Here is a 15,798-nt window from a genome sequence, read left to right on the forward strand (position 1 = left end):
TCCACTCGCCAGCCGGCGAAGATGGGTGTTTCGGCGATGGCCCGGCGCGCGAATCGAGCGGCGCGGCCATGGGCCGTTTCCTTGGAATCGGTGCGGTAGAAGAGGTCTCGGTGGGCCCGGTCCGCGCCCGCAGCGCGTCGGCGGCGTCCTGCGGCCCGATGTACCGGTGCGCCGCGTCGCTGGCGGGCGACAGGTGCAGGATCACCAGCCGCATCGGCTACCCCCAGGTCCAGCCGTCGGTCGTGAACACCACCGCGTCGCCCGGGCCGTCGGCGCGCGTCTCGGCGCCGGTGGAGTGCGCCAGACCGAGTGCGAGGCATGCCGCGGTGGCCAGCAGGATGAGCGCGACGATGTTCTTGCGACGGCTGGAAAACGACATGGCTTCGCCCCTGTTCGAAAGCTGTGGTGTGATTTCGGTCCGTTTCCCGGTGGCTTTTCGTCCCGCCGGTGAGCAATACATTGCCGGACGCCGGGACCGCCGGACAGGCTATACGGCTGGACGGTTCCGGCCTGGCCGGAACCGTCCAGAGAGGCCGCTTCCGGCCGCGATATTGCCCGGATTCGAGGCTTTGCTGCCCCGTTTCGCCGATATCGACCTCTTGCTATGGACCGCTCGGCGCTGGGAAGATCTCTTCGCGCCCGCATCGCCGGGCGCTGCTACACGGGGGATCAACGTGCTTGAATATTTGGGACTGAACGCCACTTCGGAGGGCGTTTACCGCCTCATGCTCGACCACCCGTCATGGGGCGTGGCCGAGCTCGCCGAGCGGCTCGGCGCCGAGCCCGGCGAAGTCCGGTCCGCCCTGGACGAGCTCTTCGAGCTGGCGCTGCTGCGCCAGTCGGTGGAGCGCGACGGGGGACTGCGGCCGGTCAGCCCGGCGGTCGGGCTGCAGATGCTGCTGGCCCGTCAGCAGGCCGAGCTGGAGCATCGCAAGCAACGCATCGCCGAGGGGCAGGCCGCGGTGGCGGCGATGGTCGCCGAATACTCCGCGCGCCCGGCCACGGTGGCCGAGGAGGCCGAGCGCGTGCTCGGCATGGACCAGATCCTGCGGCGGCTCGAGGAGCTCGCCGACACGGCCCGGGTCGAGGCGCTGAGCATCACGCCCGGCGTGCAGTCGGCGGCCTCGATCGAGGCGGGCCTGCGCAACAACGCGGCGCTCGTGGCCCGGGGCGTGAGCCTGCGCACCGCCATGCAGGACACCGCCCGCAACGACCGGCCGACCCTCGCCTACGCGCAGAGCCTCACCGACGCCGGCGCCGAGGTGCGCACCGCGCCGGTGCTGCCGCCGCGGATGCTCATCGCCGACCGCGCCACGGCGATCGTGCCGATGGACCCGGGCGAGACCTCGGCCGGGGTGCTCGTGCTGACCGGGCGCGGCGTGGTGGCCGCGCTCGTGGCGCTCTTCGAGCAGGTGTGGTCGACGGCCGTACCACTGGGCGCCGCCAAGACCCGCGACCGGCAGGGCGTCACGGCGCAGGAGCGTGAGCTGCTGCACCTGCTCGGGCAGGGCCACACGGACGAGTCGGCGGCCAAGCGGCTCGGGCTGTCCGAGCGCACCTGCCGCCGGATGATGGCCGACCTCATGGAGCGCCTCGGCGCCCGCAGCCGCTTCGAGGCCGGCCTGCTGGCCGTGCGGGAGGGCTGGCTCTAGATCCAGGCGTCCGCCAGCAGCTCGAACGAGCGCACCCGGTCCGCGGGGTCGTGCGTGATGGTCGTGACGAGCAGCTCGTCCGCGCCGGTGACCCGCCGCAGGGTCTCCAGCCGCTCGGTGACCTGGCCCGCGTCCCCGACGAACCGGGTGTCCAGCCGGTCCCGCACGAGGGCCTGGTCCTCGTCGCTCCACGGCAGCGCGGCGGCCTCGGCCGGGGTCGGGAAGGGGATCGCGCCGGTGCCCGTGCGGATGCTGCGGACCCAGTGGCGGTACGGCGAGCCGAGGTGCCGGGCGAGCGCCTCGGACTCGGCCACGAGGACGTCGGCGGAGACGAGCACGTAGGGCCGGTCGAGCACCGCCGACGGCCGGAACGCGGCCCGGTAGGCCTCCACCGCCTCGAGCACGTTCGACGGTGCCACGTGGTAGTTTGCCGCGAAGGGCAGGCCCCGCTCCCCCGCCACCCGGGCGCTCTCGCCACCGCTGGAGCCGAGGATCCACAGCTCGGCCTTGGCCCCCTCGCCGGGCGTCGCGTGCACGTCGAGCCCGTCGCGCTCGAAGGTGCCCGCGATCAGGGACTGGATGTCCGCGACCGTCGAGGCGAACGGCGGCGGGGTGGCCCCCGGCTGGCGCAGCAGGCCCGCGTACAGCGCGAACCTCGGCGACCCGGCCAGCGTCGCGAAGTCGAACGGCGCCGGGATCAGCAAACCGTCCACCACCCGGTCGGCGGCCGGGGTGACCGGGCCCGGCTTGCCGCCCGAGCGCCCCAGGCCCAGGTCCAGCCGGCCCGGGTGGATCGCGTCGACGAGGCCGAACTGCTCCACGATCGACACCGCGGTGGAGTAGCCGACCTGGACCGCGCCGGAGCCGACCCGGATGCGGTCGGTCGCGGCGGCGATGAGGCCGATGAGCACGGCCGGGGCGGCGCTGGCCACGCCGGCGGCGAAGTGGTGCTCGGCGACCCAGTACCGGTGGTAGCCCAGCGCGTCGGCGCGCCGGGCCACGTCGATCGTCGTGCGCAGCGCGGCTCCGGCGTCGGAGCCGGAGCTGATCGGGGCGAGGTCGAGGATGGACAGGGGGACGCTCATACGGTCACCTCCAGGGCGGGGAACGGGCGGCTGGGGATCTCGCGGCGCAGCACCGGGGCGACCTCGGACTGGAACAGCTCCAGCGAGGCGCGGTGCTGCCGCTCGGTGAGGCCGTCGGCGTCGGCCTGCACGTGCATCACCTCGTGGCCGAGGCGGGCGTGGTATCGGTGGACCTTGTCGATGATCTGCTGCGGGCTGCCCACGAGGATGGAGCTGCGCTCGACGGCGTCCTCGATGCTCGTGAACACCGGCGGGACGCCGTAGCGCTTGAACGTCTCCAGCCGCGCCTCGAAGATCGGGCGGTAGGCGTCGATCGCCTCCTGCGAGCGCTCGTGCACGTAGAACCCGGCCGACCCGGCGCCGACGAGCGCGGTCGCGGGGTCATGGCCGTGGAAGGCCAGCCGCTCCCGGTAGTGGTTCACGAGCTCCTCGTACGGCTCGACCGGGTTGGTGACGTTGGCCGAGAACAGCGGGTCGCCGTGCTGCGCGGCCAGCTCCACCGACGCCTTGCTCGTGGCGCTGCCGTGCCAGATGCGGATCGGCTGCTGCAGCGGGCGGGGCAGCACCTCGGCGTCGGTCAGCGACGGGCGGAACCGGCCGGACCAGGTGACCCTCTCCTCCCGCCACAGCTTCGTGAACAGCTCGTAGCCCTCGCGGTTGCGGTCCCACTGGTCGTCGGCGGTCACGTGGAACAGCTCGGCCTGGGCCGCGCCGTTGCCCTTGCCGACGATGAGCTCCAGCCGGCCGCCGGAGAGGTTGTCGAGGGTCGCGTAGTCCTCGTAGGCGCGGACCGGGTCGAGCAGGCTCAGCGTGGTGACGGCGGTGAACAGCCGGATGGTGCGGGTGCGGGCCGCGATGTGGCTGAGCACGACCGGCGGCGAGGAGGAGATGAACGGCCGCTCGTGGCGCTCGCCGACGCCGAAGCCGTCGAAGCCCAGTTCCTCGGCGAAGACCGCGTTGTCGACGACCTCGCGCAGCCGGTCGCGCGGGGACTTCCCGCGGTCGTGGACGATGAGGGTGATGGCCAGGAATTTCATGCGGTCAGCCCGAGGTGCTCGCGAAGGGTCGTGGTGGTGTAGTCGCGGCGGAAGACGCCGCGCTCCTGCAGCAGGGGCACGACGGTGTCGACGAACTCGTCGAGGCCGCCGGGCACGATGTGCGGGACGAGGATGAAGCCGTCCGCGGCGTCCTGCTGCACGAAGTCGTCGATCGTCTCCGCGATCTTGGCGGCGGTACCGATGAAGGTCTGCCGTCCCGTGAGCTCGATGACGAGATCGCGGATCCCGAGCCCCTTCTCCTCGGCGATGGCGCGCCACTTCGCCGCGGTCGCCAGCGGGTCGTCGAAGATCCGGGCCCGGCCCTTGATGATCGAGTCCTGCTCCGGCACCGGGTCGAACGACGGCAGCGGCCCCTCGGGGTCGTGGTCGCTGAGGTCCTTGTTCCACAGCTGCTCCAGCAGCAGGATCGCCGTCTGCGGGCTGACCTGCTGCCGGCGCACGTGGCGGGCCCGCTCCTGCGCGTCGGCCTCGGACGAGCCGAGCACGAAGGTGCTCGCGGGCAGGATCTTGAGCTGGTCGGGGCGCCGGCCGTGCCTGGCCATGCGGCCCTTCACGTCGGCGTAGAAGGCCTTGCCCTCCTCGAGGGTGCCGTGCCGGGAGAAGATGGCGTCGGCGTCGCGGGCCGCGAACTCGCGCCCGGCGTCGGAGTCGCCGGCCTGGATGATGAGCGGGCGCCCCTGCGGGCTGCGCGGCACGTTGAAGTGCCCGTGGATGTCCACGTGCCGCCCGGTGTGCGCGAACGCGCCCGGGTCGGCGTGGCGGGACCAGGTGCCGGCGGCGCGGTCGGCGACGATCTCGTCCGCGGCCCAGGTGTCCAGCAGCTCCTTCACGGTCTGCAGGACCTCGGCGGCGCGGCTGTAGCGGTCGTCGCGCTCGAGGTAGCCGCCGCGGCGGAAGTTCTCGCCGGTGAACGCGTCCCAGGAGGTGACGACGTTCCAGCCGGCCCGCCCGCCGGAGAGGTGGTCGAGCGAGGCGAGCTTGCGGGCCAGCTCGTAGGGCTCGTTGAAGGTGGAGTTGACGGTCGCGGTCAGGCCGAGGTGGGTGGTGACCGCGGCCAGCCCGCCCAGCACGGTGACGTTGTCGGGCCGGCCGACGACGTCGAGGTCGTGGATGCGGCCCCGCTGCTCGCGCAGGCGCAGGCCCTCGGCGAGGAAGAAGAAGTCGAACTTGCCGCGCTCGGCGGTCTGCGCGAGACGGCGGAACGACTCGAACGCGATCTGGCTGCCGGCCGCCGGGTCGCTCCACACCGTGGTGTTGTTGACGCCGGGGAAGTGCGCGGCGAGGATCACCTGCTTGGTCACGCCGAGACCTCCTGAGGCGCGTAGCGGTTGGCGGCCGCGGGCAGGCCGAGGTGGCCGCGCAGCGTGGTGGACGTGTACTCGGTGCGCAGCGCCCCGCGCTCGCGCAGCAGCGGCACGAGGCCGGTGACGATCGCGTCGAGGTCGGCGGGCAGGACGCCGGGGCGAAGCCGGAAGCCGTCGAGGCCGGCCGAGCGCCACGCGAGGAGCAGGTCGGCGAGGCCGGCCGCGTCGCCGGTGTAGGTGTGGGCGTCGCTGGCGTAGGGGGCGCCGGCGAGCGCGTCGAGCCGGGCCTTGCGCTCGGGGTCGAGGAACACGTTGAGGTCGGCGAAGACGAGCGGGGGCCGGTCGGTGAGCGAGCGGACCTCGCCGGCGATGGCCCGGGCCTGCTCGGCACTCGCCGGGGTGACGTAGACGACGTCGGCCGCGGCGGCGGCGAACTCGTACGGCACCCTCGAGTGCGCGAGCGCGGTGACGACCGGCTGGCCCTGCGGCGGCCGGGGCGTGATCGAGGGGCCCTTCACGCTGAAGTGCCCGCCCGTGAAGTCGATGTAGTGCAGCTTGTCCCGGTCGATGAACCGGCCGGTGGCGGCGTCGCGGATGACGGCGTCGTCCTCCCAGCTGTCCCAGAGCCGCCGCACGACCTCGACGTGGTCGGCCGCCTCGGCGAAGAGCTCGGCGATGAGGGCGCGCACGGGCGGGGAGTCGAGGTCGGTGGTGGCCGGGTCGATCGCCGGGATCGCGCGCCGGCCGAAGTGCTCGGCCTCGCCGGGCCGGGCCGAGACCTGGGCCCGCCAGCCGGCCCGGCCGGTGCTGAGGTAGTCGAGGGTGGCCAGCTGGGTGGAGACGTGGAACGGCTCGGTGTGGGTGGTGGTGACGGTCGGGACCAGGCCGATGTGGCTGGTCAGCGGGGCGACCCGGGCGGCGATGAGCAGCGCGTCGAGGCGGCCGCGGACCGTGCCGGGGCCGGGGAGGCCCAGGGAGTCCTCGATGGTGACGAAGTCCAGGGTGCCCCGCTCGGCGAGGCGGACCAGGCGCAGCCAGTACTCCGGCGTGAACAGGTCCCCGGTCTCGGCGGACGGGTCGCGCCAGGCCGCCGGGTGCCAGCCGGCCCCGTCCAGCGCGACGGCGAGGTGCAGGTGATCGCTCATGCGAGGGTCCAGTCGGGGTGGGCGAAGGTGGTGAAGTCGGTGGTGTCGCGGAACGCCGGGATCGCATACAGGGCGCGGGCGTAGCGCAGCAGGTTCGGGTGGTCGGCGAGGCTCGGGCCGAGCCGGGCCAGGTGCACCCACAGGCGGATGTCGGCCTCGGTGAGGACGCCGCCGACCAGGTACTCGCGCCCGGCCAGCCGCTCGTCGAGCGCGGCGAGCCTCGCGGGCGAGCCGATGGACAGGTCGAGGCTCTCGATCTCCTCGCGCAGCGCCTCCGGGTAGGTCTCGGCCACCGGGTTCGCGAGCCGGCCGAAGCGGGTGGCCAGGTCGATGCCGATGCCCGCGAAGTCGTTGCTGACCACCCGGGCGAGGTGGCGGTCCCAGAGCGTCGGCACGCTCACGTGCCCGTCGAAGCCCTCCTCGGTGGCCTCGTACGCGTGGCGCAGCAGGGTGAAGCCGTTGACGGGGTCGGGGCCGTAGCGCTCGCGGAACGCCCAGCCGCGCCCGTCGCGCTGGTTGTCCACGTAGGACACGGTCACGGCGTCCTCGAGCCCGGCCAGCGCCCGGGCGATGGTGACGCGCTGTGACCACGGGCAGAACCAGCCCGCGTAGATGTGGTACCGGCCGGGCTGGGGGTCGTCGACCACGTGGCCGGTGAACCGGTACAGCGGGCGGGGGTCGTCGGGGCGCTGGGATATGCGGTACTCGCCGTGGGCCGCGGTGTCGACCGGGCTGGCCAGACGGCTGGAGCGGGGCAGGTTGGGCACGGGGACCTCCGTGGAGCCGGAAGCAATAGCCGACTAATCCTACATGTAGAGTAGGATTATGGCGAGACCCGCGTGACATGCCCCTCACCGACCCCCATCGAACGTTGACAGTCACGCAGGGTCGCTGCTGCACTGGCCGACACCACCCGAGCCGAACGCCTTGGCGCGCCGGGTCTTCGCCGTCTGAAATCGAGGCATCCCCATGCGTAAATCCCTATCGATGCTTGCCGCGGTCGCCCTCCTGGCCGCCGGCTGCGGTGGCACCGCGTCCGGCGAGCCCGGGGCCGGCGCCGGCGCACCGGTCACCGGCGGCAGCCTCACCTGGGCCGTGGAGACCGAGCCGGTCACGTTCAACCCGCACCTCTACGCCCAGGCCAAGGCCCGCCTGCTGGTCTGGAACAGCTTCGAGGCGCTGCTCACGCACGACGAGCAGGGCGGCTACGTGCCCTGGCTGGCCAAGTCCTACGAGGTGTCGGCCGACGGCAAGGCGTACACCTTCAAGCTCCGCGACGACGTGACCTTCCACGACGGCGAGAAGTTCGACGCCGCCGCGGTCAAGGCCAACCTCGACCAGCTCTTCGTGCCCGGCTACGCCCCGGGCGTCACCTCGACGCAGCTGAAGCACTACGCGGGCGCGAAGGTCGTCGACGCCTCCACGATCGAGGTCGATCTCAAGCAGCCCGACGTGCTCATCCTCGACTTCTTCGCCTCCCCGCAGGGCGCGCAGATCTCGCCGAAGTCGCTCAAGAGCCCGGACCTCAAGGCGGGCGGCCCGGACGTGGTCGGCACCGGCCCGTTCATCCTCGACCGCTACAGCAAGGGCCAGGAGGTGCACTACAAGAAGAACCCCGCCTACAAGTGGGCGCCGGCCAATGCCGGCCATCAGGGCCCCGCCTACCTCGACGAGGTGACGTACCGCTTCCTCAAGGAGTCCTCGGTGCGCGTCGGGGCCCTGACGTCCGGCCAGGTCGACGTGATCGAGGGCGTCCCCGCCACCGAGCAGGGGCTGGTCAAGGCCGACCCGAGCCTCCAGTTCGCCCAGCACCTCAACAGCGGCACGGCGTACAACTACTACTTCAACCAGGCCAAGGCGCCCTTCGACGACATCAACGTGCGCAAGGCGTTCCGCGACGCGGTCGACGTCGACGGGGTGCTGCAGGGCGTGTACCGCGGCACCGCGACCCGGGCGTGGAGCGTCCTGAGCCCGTCCGGCCCGTTCTACGACTCCTCGCTGGAGAAGTCCTACGGCAACGACCCGGCCGCGGCGAACCGCCTGCTCGACCAGGCCGGCTGGGCGGCGAAGGACGCCGACGGCTTCCGCACCAAGGACGGCAAGCGGCTCACCGTGCGCATCGTGCTCTCCGCGCCGTTCGTGCGGGACAAGCGCGACATCCTGGCCCAGGCCGTGCAGGCCGCGGTCAAGCAGTCCGCCGGCATCGACCTGCAGGTGAAGGTCGTCGACCAGGGCACCGCCACGGACGCGCTGAACAAGGGCGAGTTCGAGGTCTTCGACAACTCCCGGGCCGACACCGACGCCGGCGCCGCGCTCACCCTGATCGTGCCGAAGGGCGCGCCGATCAACCGGCACGGCTTCACCAGCCCGGAGCTGGACGCGCAGGTGGCGGCCGGCTCGGCGACGAGCGACGTGGCCAAACGCAAGGAGATCTACACCGGCATCCAGAAGACCCTCACGGACAACGCCACCCTGCTGCCGCTCTACGCCCCGGCCGACCAGATCGCGGCGCAGAAGACCGTCGGCGGCGTCGGCTTCGAGCCCACCGCGGGCGTGCCGGCCAGTGCGTACAACGTGTGGATCGGAAAGTAGGCAACCCATGTGGCGTCCCGTCCTGCGGCGCCTCGGCAGCGGGGTGGTGGTCCTCTGGGCCGCCGCCACCGCCGCCTACCTGGCGCTGCACCTGGCCCCGGGCGACACCGTCGACACCCTCGTCGGCGACGGGCCCGACACCCCGCAGATCCGCGCGCAGATCGCGGCCGACCTCGGCCTGGACCGCCCGGCCGCGGTGCAGTACGTCACCTACCTGTGGCGGCTGCTGCACGGCGACTTCGGCCGCTCCTACGTGCTGCAGCGCCCGGTCCTCGACATCATCGGCAGCCAGGTCTGGCCGACGGTGAAGCTGACGCTGGTCGCGTGCGCGTTCAGCGCGGTCATCGCGGTCGTGGTCGCGCTGGTGAGCACCGGCCGGTCCCGCTGGGTCCGCGGGCTGGTGTCCGCCCTGGAGCTCTCGGTCGTCTCCGCGCCCGGGTTCCTCATCGGCATCCTGCTGCTGAGCGTGTTCTCGTTCCGGCTCGGCTGGTTCCCGGTCTCCGGCGACCGGGACGTCTCCGCGCTCGTGCTGCCCGCGCTGTCACTCGCCCTGCCCATCGGCGGGCTGCTCAGCCAGGTGCTGCGCGAGGGCCTGGAGCGGGCGCTGGACGAGCCGTTCGCGGTGACCGCCCGGGCCCGGGGCCTGACCCGGCGGGCGCTGCTGTGGCGGCACGCGCTGCGCCACGCCCTGCTGCCCGCCGTCACCCTGGCCGGCACGCTGATCGGCTTCCTGCTCAGCGCCGCCGTCGTGGTGGAGCGGGTCTTCGGCCGGCCCGGGCTCGGCCAGGTCGCCACCGACGCGGTCGGCACCAAGGACATCCCGGTGGTCCTCGCGGTCGTGATGCTCTCGGCCGCCATCTACGTCGGGCTGAGCACCCTCGCGGACCTGACGTACCTCGCCGTCGACCCCCGGCTGCGGAAAGGCTGACCATGTCCATCGCCCTGCCCGTCCCCGCCGCCGCGCCGCGCCTGGCTCGCTGGTGGTGGGCCCCGGCGCTCGCGCTGGCCGTCATCGTGCTCGCCGCGCTCGCGCCCCGGCTGCTCTCCGGCGCCGACCCGCTGGCCGCGGACCCGCTCGCCGCGCTGCAGCCGCCCAGCGCCGAGCACTGGTTCGGCACCGACCAGCTCGGCCGGGACGTCTTCACCCGCACGGTCTACGGCGCCCGCTACTCCCTCGCCATCGGCGCCGCGTCGACCCTGCTCTCGCTGGTCGCGGGCGGGCTCGCGGGCCTGCTGGCCGGGCTCGCGCCGCGCTGGGCCGACGAGGTGCTCAGCCGGGCCCTCGACGTGCTCTCGGCGTTCCCCGAGGTGCTGCTGGCGCTGCTGTTCATCGCCTTCACCGAGCCGGGCACGCCCAGCCTGGTGCTGGCCATCGCGCTGGCGTTCGCGCCCCGCTACGGCCGGATCGTGCGGGCGCAGACGCTGCTGGTGCGCCGCTCCGGCTACGTCGAGCAGGCCGTCACCTTCGGCCTGTCCCGCGCCCGGCTCGCCTGGCGGCACATCCTGCCCAACGTGCTCGGCCCGCTGCCGATCCTGGCCACCATCGGCCTCGGCACCGCGATCGTGAACGCCTCGGCGCTGTCGTTCCTCGGCATGGGGCCGCAGCCGCCGTCGCCGGAGTGGGGCGCGATGCTCTCGGAGAGCCGCAACTACCTGCGCGTCGCGTGGTGGTCGGCGATCCTGCCGGGCGCCGCCCTGACCGTCACCGTCATCTCGCTGACCGCCCTCGGCCGGCGGCTCCAGCGGCGCTTCGAGGGACGGCACTGATGGCGCCCCTGGTCGAGGTGGACAACCTCCGGGTCACGTTCCCGGGGCCGGTGCCCGCGGTGCGGGGCATCAGCTTCACCGTCGAGCGCGGCGAGTGCGTGGCCATCGTCGGCGAGAGCGGCTCGGGCAAGAGCGTCACCGCCCGGACCCTCGTCGGGCTGGCCGGGCCGGGCGCGGACGTGCGGGCCGACGCGCTGCGGCTCGACGGCCGCGACACCGCCGGGTTCACCGACCGGCAGTGGCGGCGGCTGCGGGGCCGCGTCGCCGGGCTCGTGCTGCAGGACGCGCTCGTCTCCCTCGACCCGCTCAACCCGGTCGGCCGGGAGATCGGCGAGGTGCTGCGCGCGCACGGCATCGGCACGCCGGGCGAGCGCGAGGCCCGGGTCGCCGCGCTGCTGGAGGCGGTGCACGTGCCCGATCCGGCCGAGCGGGCGCGGCAGTACCCGCACCAGCTCTCCGGCGGCCTGCGCCAGCGGGCGCTCATCGCCTCCGCCATCGCCGCCGACCCGCCGCTGCTCATCGCCGACGAGCCGACGACCGCGCTCGACGTCACCGTGCAGGCGCAGCTGCTGCGGCTGCTGGCCGAGCGCCGGGCCGCCGGGTCGGCGCTGCTGCTCGTGAGCCACGACCTGGCCGTGGTGGCCGGCATCGCCGACCGGGTGCTGGTCATGCGCGACGGGGTGATCGTCGAGCAGGGGCCGACCTCGGAGGTGCTCAACGCGCCACGGCACGAGTACACCCGGCTGCTGCTGGCCGCCGTGCCCACGGCCGCGTCGAAGGGGCTGCGGCTGAGCAGCACCGCGCGGGAGCCCCTCCCGCCGCGGGCGGTCGACGCGGAGCGGATCGTGCTGCGGGCCGAGGGCCTGCACCACCACTACGGGGACCGGCACGTCGTCGACGACGTCGGCTTCACCCTCGCCCGCGGCGAGACCCTCGGCGTCGTCGGCGAGTCCGGCTCGGGCAAGACCACCCTGGCGCGCATCGCGCTGGGGCTGCTGGAGCCGGAGGCGGGCACCGTGCACCTCGGGGACGCGCTCTGGAGCGGGGTGCCGGAGCGCCGGCGGCGGCCGCTGCGCCGGCGGGTGCAGGTGATCGCCCAGGATCCGCGGTCGTCGTTCGATCCGCGGTACACCGTGGAACAGCTCGTCGCGGAGCCCCTGGGGCTGCGGGGTCCGGCCCGCCGCGACCGGGTCGTGGAGCTGCTCGAACGCGTCGGGCTCGGCCCCGCCCACCTGCGCCGCCACCCGCGCGAGCTCTCCGGCGGGCAGCGGCAGCGGGTCGCGATCGCCCGCGCCGTCGGGCCCCGGCCGGACGTGCTGGTCTGCGACGAGCCGGTCTCCGCCCTCGACGTGTCCATCCAGGCCCAGGTCCTCGATCTGCTCGCCGAGCTGCAGGCCGCCGACGGCACCGCCCTGCTGTTCATCTCCCACGACCTCGGGGTCGTGCACCACCTCGCCGACCGGGTGCTCGTCATGCACGACGGGCGGGTCGTCGAGCAGGGGGCCGTCGGCTCGGTCTTCGACCATCCGGTGCACGACTACACCAAGACCCTGTTGGCCGCCGTACCCACTCTCGAACCAGAGGCCGCCCGATGACCAAGCACGTTCTGGACAACCCCGCCTGGTACGCCCTGCACGGACCGCACGCGCGCTTCGCCGAGTCCGTCGGCGACGCGGTGCGCTACCACCCCGACGTTGCCCCGTTCCTGACCGTCCACCCCGACGCCGGGCCGGAGGTGTGGCCGGACGTGGCCGCCCTCGCCGGGCCGGGCGCGGTCATCGCGGTCACCGGGGACGGGCCCGCCCCGCCGCCCTCGTGGGAGGTCGTGGAGGACGCGGGCGCCGTACAGCTGCTCGACGTCGCCGTCGAGGCGCGCCCCGACCCGGAGGCGGTCGTGCTCAGCGCGGCCGACGTACCCGAGATCCTGGACCTGGTCGCGCGGACGAAGCCCGGCCCCTACCGGCAGCGCACCATCGAGCTCGGCACCTACCTCGGCATCCGGCGCGAGGGGCGGCTGATCGCGCTGGCCGGCGAGCGGCTGCACCTGGACGGGTGGACGGAGATCTCGGCCGTGTGCACCGATCCCGCGTTCCGGGGCCAGGGCCTCGCCACCCGGCTCGTGCGGGCGGTCGCGCACGGCATCCGGGCGCGCGGCGAGCGGCCCCTGCTGCACGCGGCGGCGACGAACACGAACGCGATCAGGCTGTACGAGTCCATCGGCTTCGAACTGCGGCGCCGTACCGCGTTCCGGGTCGTGCGGGTGCCCGCGCTCGTGGGCGGGGCGACGGCATGAGCGGTCCGCAGCGAAGCGGAGGGGCCGCTCATCATGGACACAGTTTCCTCATGCCGGCGCCGGAGCTTGCGGAGGTGGCGGCATGAGCCTGTTGTTCGCGGCGGAGGTCGACGCGGCCGACCTCGCGTCCCTGCAACGGCGGGTGCTGGAGGCCGAGGCGGCCGGGTACGCCTTCGTCACCCTCCCCGACGACCCGCTGCGCGGCGGGGTCGAGGCCGGGGTGCGGGCCGCGTTCCTGGCCCGGCGCACCACCCGGATCGGGCTCGCCCCGGCGCTGCACACCAGCACCACCGAGCCGTTCCACCTCGCGACCCAGCTCGCCAGCCTCGACCACGCGTCGCTGGGCCGGGCCGGCTGGGTCGTCGGGGCCACGAGCGACCCGGCCGCGCTGGCCGCCGTCGGGCGCGCCGGGGTCGACCCGGGCGAGGTCCGCGACGTCGTCGACGTCGCCCGCGGGCTGTGGGACTCCTGGGAGGACGACGCGGTCATCCGGGACGTGGCGACGGGCCGGTTCCTGGACCCGGCGCGCGTGCACCACGTGCGCTTCGAGGGCGAGCGGTTCTCCGTCGTCGGCCCGCTCATCACCCCGCGCCCGCCGCAGGGCCAGGTGGTCGTGATCGGCTCGGCCGCGCTCGGCATCACCGACCGGCTCGACGTCGTCGTCGCGGAACCGGACCGGCTGCCCGCACGCGGCGGCCCGCTCGTGTTCGCGTCGGTGCCGGTGTCGTACGACATCGAACAGCTCCGAGGCGTCGCCGACGGGGTGCTGTTCCAGGACACCGGCGGAGCCCTGCCGCGGGTGCCCGCTCCCTCGACCGCCGGCACGCTGCGGGAGGCGCTCGGCCTGCCGCGTCCCGAGAACCGCCACGCGCTCGCCCGGAGGCACGCATGACTGGTCCGGAGCGAAGCGGAGGGGCCAGTCATCATCAACTCAGCTCCCAGGTCGTGCGACCGGAGCGAAGCGGAGGTCGCATGACTGGTCCGGAGCGAAGCGGAGGGGCCAGTCATCATCAACTCAGCTCCCAGGTCGTGCGACCGGAGCGAAGCGGAGGTCGCATGACCCGCCAGCTGCACCTCGGCGTCTTCTTCACCGGCGTCGGGCCCAACCTGCTGTGGACCGAGCCGGACTTCGCCGACCACACCCACATCGACACGTTCGTCCACGTCGCCAAGACCCTCGAGCGCGGCCTCTTCGACGCGTTCTTCCTGGGCGAGGGCCTGCGGGTGCGGGAGCACCGCGGGCAGGTCCACGCGCTCGACGTGGCCGGCCGTCCCGACGCCATCACCCAGCTCGCCGCGCTCGCGGCCGAGACGACCCACATCGGGCTCGTGGCGACCCAGAACACCACCTACAACTACCCGGCCGACCTGGCCCGCCGCCTCGCGAGCCTCGACGCCGTCTCCGGCGGCCGGGCCGGCTGGAACATCGTCACCACCGACAACGCCTGGACCGGGGAGAACTTCCGGCACGGCGGCTGGCTGGCGCACGAGCGGCGCTACGAACGGGCCGGCGCGTTCGTGGAGACGGCGAAGGCGCTGTGGCGCGGCGAACGGGTCACGGCCGCCACGGACATCCTCACCCTCGACGCCGCGGGCGCGGTGCCGCCGAGCCCGCAGGGGCGGCCGGTGCTGTTCCAGGCCGGCGACTCCCCCGGCGGCCGGGAGCTGGCCGCGCGCCACGCCGACGTGGTGTTCTCGGCGAACACGTCCTATGACAAGGCGGCCGCGTACGCCGCGGACCTGCGCCGCCGTTTGGCCGCGCACGGGCGGGCCCCGGACGCGGTGCGCATCCTGCCGGGCGCCTCCGTCGTGCTCGGCGACACCGCGGCGGAGGCCCGGGACCGGGCCCGCTGGATCAAACGAGAGCAGACCACCGGGCCGCGGGCGATCGCGTTCCTGGAGCAGTACTGGGGCAGGGACCTCTCCGCCTACGACCCCGACGGCCCGCTGCCGGACGTCGACCCCACCGGCGACGAGCTGGACCCGTCGCGCGGCACGATCCCGATCGAGCACCGCACCGGCAAGCTGGCCCGGATCGCGGCCTGGCGGGAGCTGGCGGCCGCGCGGCACCTGTCCATCCGGGACCTCGTCATCGAGGTCAGCCCCGGCCACGACAGCTTCGTCGGCACGCCCGGCGAGGTCGCCGAGGAGTGGGGCCGCTACCTGCGCGACGGCGTGGTGGACGGGTTCAACCTGCTGCCCGAGCGGCTGCCGGGCACCGTCGAGGAGATCGTCGACCGGCTGGTGCCCGAGCTGCAGACCAGGGGGTTGTACCGCACCGAGTACGCCGGCACCACGCTCCGGTCCCACCTATCCCTATCGCTTTAGTAGGACTTCGGCTAGACTTCTCATGACCGGTACACCAGCGGAAAGCAGGGCCGATCCGATGACCGCTCCCGCATTGCTGTCCCCGACCGACCTGCGCCGGGTCTTCGGCGCGTTCCCGACCGGCGTCACCGCCATCGCCGCCGTCGTCGACGGCATCCCCGTCGGGCTCGCCGCCAGCTCGTTCACGTCGGTCTCCCTCGACCCGCCGCTGGCCTCGGTGTGCATCGCCCGCACCTCGACCACGTGGCCGGCGCTGCGCCGCGCGAGCCGGCTCGGCGTGAGCGTGCTCGCGGCCGACCAGGAGCGCCTGGGCCGGCAGCTGTCCCAGCGCGGCGGCGACCGCTTCGCCGGCGCGACCTGGCGGGCGAGCCGCGACGGCGAGATCCTGCTCGACGGCGCGTGCGCGTGGCTGGAGTGCAGCATCCACGAGGAGTACGCGGCCGGCGACCACGACATCGTCCTGCTGCGCATCCACGACCTCGACGCCGACCACTCGGCCGCGCCGCTGGTCTTCCACCGCAGCGGATTCAACCGTTTGCGCAGCTCCGAGGCGGGTACGCGGACCTGAGACAGG

At 73.7% G+C, this 15,798-nt stretch carries 15 protein-coding genes; 9 read left to right on the forward strand and 6 right to left on the reverse strand.

From position 1 onward, the window contains the following. Nucleotides 1–217: 217 nt before the first annotated feature. Nucleotides 218–379, reverse strand: a complete 162-nt coding sequence (locus ABT369_RS52335) for a hypothetical protein (protein WP_350625218.1) — start codon at nucleotides 377–379, stop codon at nucleotides 218–220. A 346-nt stretch (nucleotides 380–725) separates the two neighbouring features. Between ABT369_RS52335 and ABT369_RS52340 the strand changes: the two genes are divergently transcribed. Then, the gene (locus ABT369_RS52340; RefSeq protein ID WP_350625220.1) at nucleotides 726–1,652 is read left to right on the forward strand and encodes a helix-turn-helix transcriptional regulator; all 927 of its coding nucleotides are present in this window, start codon (nucleotides 726–728) and stop codon (nucleotides 1,650–1,652) included. Here ABT369_RS52340 and ABT369_RS52345 read toward each other — a convergent pair. From ABT369_RS52345 to ABT369_RS52365, 5 genes are read right to left on the reverse strand one after another with little or no spacing between them, the layout of a single operon-like run. After that, nucleotides 1,649–2,737 carry an LLM class flavin-dependent oxidoreductase gene (locus tag ABT369_RS52345; RefSeq protein ID WP_350625222.1) on the reverse strand — a complete coding sequence of 363 codons (1,089 nt, stop codon included), beginning with the start codon at nucleotides 2,735–2,737 and terminating at the stop codon, nucleotides 1,649–1,651. The genes ABT369_RS52340 and ABT369_RS52345 overlap by 4 nt on opposite strands. Further along, the gene (locus ABT369_RS52350) at nucleotides 2,734–3,774 is read right to left on the reverse strand and encodes an LLM class flavin-dependent oxidoreductase (RefSeq protein WP_350625224.1); all 1,041 of its coding nucleotides are present in this window, start codon (nucleotides 3,772–3,774) and stop codon (nucleotides 2,734–2,736) included. The genes ABT369_RS52345 and ABT369_RS52350 overlap by 4 nt, the downstream gene beginning before the upstream one ends. Further along, complete coding sequence (locus tag ABT369_RS52355; protein WP_350625226.1) at nucleotides 3,771–5,096, reverse strand: NtaA/DmoA family FMN-dependent monooxygenase; 1,326 nt, start codon at nucleotides 5,094–5,096, stop codon at nucleotides 3,771–3,773. Before ABT369_RS52355 ends, ABT369_RS52350 begins: the two co-directional genes overlap by 4 nt. Continuing rightward, nucleotides 5,093–6,244 (reverse strand): LLM class flavin-dependent oxidoreductase, encoded by a 1,152-nt coding sequence (locus ABT369_RS52360; protein WP_350625228.1) that lies wholly within the window; start codon nucleotides 6,242–6,244, stop codon nucleotides 5,093–5,095. Before ABT369_RS52360 ends, ABT369_RS52355 begins: the two co-directional genes overlap by 4 nt. Next, nucleotides 6,241–7,011: a glutathione S-transferase C-terminal domain-containing protein gene (locus ABT369_RS52365; protein WP_350625230.1), complete on the reverse strand. Its 771-nt coding sequence runs from the start codon at nucleotides 7,009–7,011 to the stop codon at nucleotides 6,241–6,243. The genes ABT369_RS52360 and ABT369_RS52365 overlap by 4 nt, the downstream gene beginning before the upstream one ends. 202 nt (nucleotides 7,012–7,213) lie before the next feature. Between ABT369_RS52365 and ABT369_RS52370 the strand changes: the two genes are divergently transcribed. The 8 genes from ABT369_RS52370 to ABT369_RS52405 all read left to right on the forward strand — a co-directional run bounded on the left by ABT369_RS52370 (nucleotide 7,214) and on the right by ABT369_RS52405 (nucleotide 15,792). Then, nucleotides 7,214–8,836, forward strand: a complete 1,623-nt coding sequence (locus ABT369_RS52370) for an ABC transporter substrate-binding protein (RefSeq protein WP_350625232.1) — start codon at nucleotides 7,214–7,216, stop codon at nucleotides 8,834–8,836. A 7-nt stretch (nucleotides 8,837–8,843) separates the two neighbouring features. Beyond that, a complete protein-coding gene (locus ABT369_RS52375) occupies nucleotides 8,844–9,764 on the forward strand; it encodes an ABC transporter permease (protein ID WP_350625234.1) in 921 nt (306 codons plus the stop codon). A 2-nt stretch (nucleotides 9,765–9,766) separates the two neighbouring features. After that, the gene (locus tag ABT369_RS52380) at nucleotides 9,767–10,603 is read left to right on the forward strand and encodes an ABC transporter permease (RefSeq protein ID WP_350625236.1); all 837 of its coding nucleotides are present in this window, start codon (nucleotides 9,767–9,769) and stop codon (nucleotides 10,601–10,603) included. After that, on the forward strand, nucleotides 10,603–12,198 hold the full coding sequence (locus ABT369_RS52385; protein ID WP_350625238.1) for a dipeptide ABC transporter ATP-binding protein: 1,596 nt from the start codon (nucleotides 10,603–10,605) through the stop codon (nucleotides 12,196–12,198). The genes ABT369_RS52380 and ABT369_RS52385 overlap by 1 nt, the downstream gene beginning before the upstream one ends. Continuing rightward, nucleotides 12,195–12,896: a GNAT family N-acetyltransferase gene (locus ABT369_RS52390; RefSeq protein WP_350625241.1), complete on the forward strand. Its 702-nt coding sequence runs from the start codon at nucleotides 12,195–12,197 to the stop codon at nucleotides 12,894–12,896. The genes ABT369_RS52385 and ABT369_RS52390 overlap by 4 nt, the downstream gene beginning before the upstream one ends. 82 nt (nucleotides 12,897–12,978) lie before the next feature. After that, entirely contained in the window at nucleotides 12,979–13,788 is an 810-nt protein-coding gene (locus tag ABT369_RS52395) for an LLM class flavin-dependent oxidoreductase (protein WP_350625244.1), read from the forward strand. A 164-nt stretch (nucleotides 13,789–13,952) separates the two neighbouring features. Then, nucleotides 13,953–15,224 (forward strand): LLM class flavin-dependent oxidoreductase, encoded by a 1,272-nt coding sequence (locus ABT369_RS52400; RefSeq protein ID WP_350625246.1) that lies wholly within the window; start codon nucleotides 13,953–13,955, stop codon nucleotides 15,222–15,224. Between the two features lie 58 nt (nucleotides 15,225–15,282). Continuing rightward, the gene (locus ABT369_RS52405) at nucleotides 15,283–15,792 is read left to right on the forward strand and encodes a flavin reductase family protein (protein WP_350625248.1); all 510 of its coding nucleotides are present in this window, start codon (nucleotides 15,283–15,285) and stop codon (nucleotides 15,790–15,792) included. Nucleotides 15,793–15,798 lie beyond the last annotated feature (6 nt).

This window comes from Dactylosporangium sp. NPDC000244 (genome assembly GCF_040300725.1).
In the GTDB taxonomy this organism is placed as follows: Bacteria; Actinomycetota; Actinomycetes; order Mycobacteriales; family Micromonosporaceae; genus Dactylosporangium.

What these genes read in the sequence shown, in the direction of transcription:
- ABT369_RS52335 (WP_350625218.1), bottom strand. Translation starts at nt 379, where the DNA reads ATGTCGTTTTCCAGCCGTCGCAAGAACATCGTCGCGCTCATCCTGCTG.
- ABT369_RS52340 (WP_350625220.1), top strand. Translation starts at nt 726, where the DNA reads ATGCTCGACCACCCGTCATGGGGCGTGGCCGAGCTCGCCGAGCGGCTC.
- ABT369_RS52345 (WP_350625222.1), bottom strand. Translation starts at nt 2,737, where the DNA reads ATGAGCGTCCCCCTGTCCATCCTCGACCTCGCCCCGATCAGCTCCGGC.
- ABT369_RS52350 (WP_350625224.1), bottom strand. Translation starts at nt 3,774, where the DNA reads ATGAAATTCCTGGCCATCACCCTCATCGTCCACGACCGCGGGAAGTCC.
- ABT369_RS52360 (WP_350625228.1), bottom strand. Translation starts at nt 6,244, where the DNA reads ATGAGCGATCACCTGCACCTCGCCGTCGCGCTGGACGGGGCCGGCTGG.
- ABT369_RS52370 (WP_350625232.1), top strand. Translation starts at nt 7,214, where the DNA reads ATGCGTAAATCCCTATCGATGCTTGCCGCGGTCGCCCTCCTGGCCGCC.
- ABT369_RS52375 (WP_350625234.1), top strand. Translation starts at nt 8,844, where the DNA reads ATGTGGCGTCCCGTCCTGCGGCGCCTCGGCAGCGGGGTGGTGGTCCTC.
- ABT369_RS52380 (WP_350625236.1), top strand. Translation starts at nt 9,767, where the DNA reads ATGTCCATCGCCCTGCCCGTCCCCGCCGCCGCGCCGCGCCTGGCTCGC.
- ABT369_RS52385 (WP_350625238.1), top strand. Translation starts at nt 10,603, where the DNA reads ATGGCGCCCCTGGTCGAGGTGGACAACCTCCGGGTCACGTTCCCGGGG.
- ABT369_RS52390 (WP_350625241.1), top strand. Translation starts at nt 12,195, where the DNA reads ATGACCAAGCACGTTCTGGACAACCCCGCCTGGTACGCCCTGCACGGA.
- ABT369_RS52395 (WP_350625244.1), top strand. Translation starts at nt 12,979, where the DNA reads ATGAGCCTGTTGTTCGCGGCGGAGGTCGACGCGGCCGACCTCGCGTCC.
- ABT369_RS52400 (WP_350625246.1), top strand. Translation starts at nt 13,953, where the DNA reads ATGACCCGCCAGCTGCACCTCGGCGTCTTCTTCACCGGCGTCGGGCCC.
- ABT369_RS52405 (WP_350625248.1), top strand. Translation starts at nt 15,283, where the DNA reads ATGACCGCTCCCGCATTGCTGTCCCCGACCGACCTGCGCCGGGTCTTC.